2 protein-coding genes are annotated in these 1,618 nt (G+C 46.8%); both read right to left on the bottom strand.

Annotation, left to right across the window (positions count from 1 at the left end):
• Positions 1-21: 21 nt before the first annotated feature.
• Complete coding sequence (locus tag JF818_RS09425; RefSeq protein WP_198891762.1) at positions 22-678, bottom strand: TrkA C-terminal domain-containing protein; 657 nt, start codon at positions 676-678, stop codon at positions 22-24.
• Positions 679-690: 12 nt separating this feature from the next.
• The gene (gene mazG, locus JF818_RS09420) at positions 691-1,515 is read right to left on the bottom strand and encodes a nucleoside triphosphate pyrophosphohydrolase (protein ID WP_198891761.1); all 825 of its coding nucleotides are present in this window, start codon (positions 1,513-1,515) and stop codon (positions 691-693) included.
• Positions 1,516-1,618 lie beyond the last annotated feature (103 nt).

Genomic DNA, 1,618 nt, shown 5'->3' with positions numbered 1-1,618 from the left:
GGATATGTAGAGTATTTACGATCAATCCAATAGTTGTTCGGTTCTTCTCAGGCAATCGTGTGGCCCCACCATCATCAGGATATCTCCGGCGACCATTCGTTCAAGCGGTCCCGGGGATAGGTTGATCACCCCATCCCTACGGATGGCTACGATGGTGGCACCGGTTTCCTGCCAGAAACGCAGTTCCCCCAGGTTTTTCCCGATAGCCTTGCTCTCCTCAGCTATGGTGTATTCATATAGTGGGAATGGATTGGATTCCCGGAATCGGTTGTTCATGGTAAATAGTTGTTTTGCAGTGGAATACAGCTCACGGTTCAGGGACTCCTGTTCGTTCAGTATTTCCCTCATTCTTTGCAACAGGGAACGTCCTTCATCATGCTTGTGATGTTTCTTGATATAGGTCTTTGCTTTCTCAGTGCTGAGTACACGAACACCGCTGTTGTGCATGACATGAACCACCTCGAGCTCCTCTAGGAGGGCGAAGGCTCTTCTGATGGTCTCAGGAGATACTCCGTATTCACTGGACATGAGTGAACGTCCAGAGAGCCGAGTCCCTTCATCGATCTCATTATTGGCAATTCTTTTTGCAATATCATATGCAATTCGTTCGTAGATGGCTCCGCCTTCTTTTTTTCGTTCTCTTTTTGCACGAGTGTTCTTATCTGCTGTACTATCCATACGCCATTCCTTCTAGCGGGTTTCCTCGCTCTTGACCTCCTGCCAAAGTTGATCCATCTCATCAAGATGATCCTGGTCCAATGGTACGTCTTTCTTCTTTGCCAGTTGATAGAGTGCATTGAAACGATCACGCATCTTCTGGTTTGAACGATGCAAGGCAACCGAGGGATTGTAGCCGAGGAACCGGGTAAGGTTGACGGTGGCAAACAGCAGATCTCCCAACTCCATTTCCAAGTCTTCATCCGAATTAACCTGATGGTCTTTTGCCTGCAATACTTCGCTGAGTTCTTCCTCTACCTTTTCTATAACTCCATCTACATGTGGCCAGTCAAACCCGACTTTTCGTATCTTTTTCTGGATCTCATTGGCCATTTCAAGGGGTGGGAGGGAGGAGGGGACCCTGCTGAAAAAATCATCATCCTTGCTCTGTTTGCCTTCAACATTGGTCTTTATGGAGTTCCAGAGGTCGATGACTTCTCCAGAGGAACTGACTTCAGCAGTGGAGAATACATGGGGGTGTCTTCTGATGAGCTTCTCACAGACGTCATTGAGTGCCTGGACAACAGAGAAATCATCTTGTTCTTCTTGGATTTCCAGCAACATCATTGCATTGAGCAGCACATCGCCAAGCTCTTCCTTCTGTCCAGGGAGGTCATGTTTAATAACCTCATCAATATACTCATAGGTTTCGTCAAGCAGGTTCTCTGCAACACTTTTTGATGTTTGTTCCCTGTCCCAGGGACAACCATCCTTGCTTCTGAGCAAGGCGACAATGGTATGCAGCTGCATCAGAGCATCCTGTAATGAGTCTTTCTTTTCGAAGGTGAAGTCAATCATATACACCAGTATAACGATTCCTGGCAATCTTGAGAACCGATAGACCAAAGTGGTTGACACCGATAGACCAAAGTGGTTGACATGTAGTGCATACTGTATATAC

This window comes from Sphaerochaeta sp. S2, from assembly GCF_016406725.1.
In the GTDB taxonomy this organism is placed as follows: domain Bacteria; phylum Spirochaetota; class Spirochaetia; order Sphaerochaetales; family Sphaerochaetaceae; genus Sphaerochaeta.
Note: the sequence above shows the minus strand (reverse complement) of the source record. Positions and strands in the feature narration are given on the sequence as shown.

Coding starts and splice junctions, on each gene's coding strand:
- JF818_RS09425 (WP_198891762.1), bottom strand. CDS start 678: ATGGATAGTACAGCAGATAAGAACACTCGTGCAAAAAGAGAACGAAAA.
- mazG (WP_198891761.1), bottom strand. CDS start 1,515: ATGATTGACTTCACCTTCGAAAAGAAAGACTCATTACAGGATGCTCTG.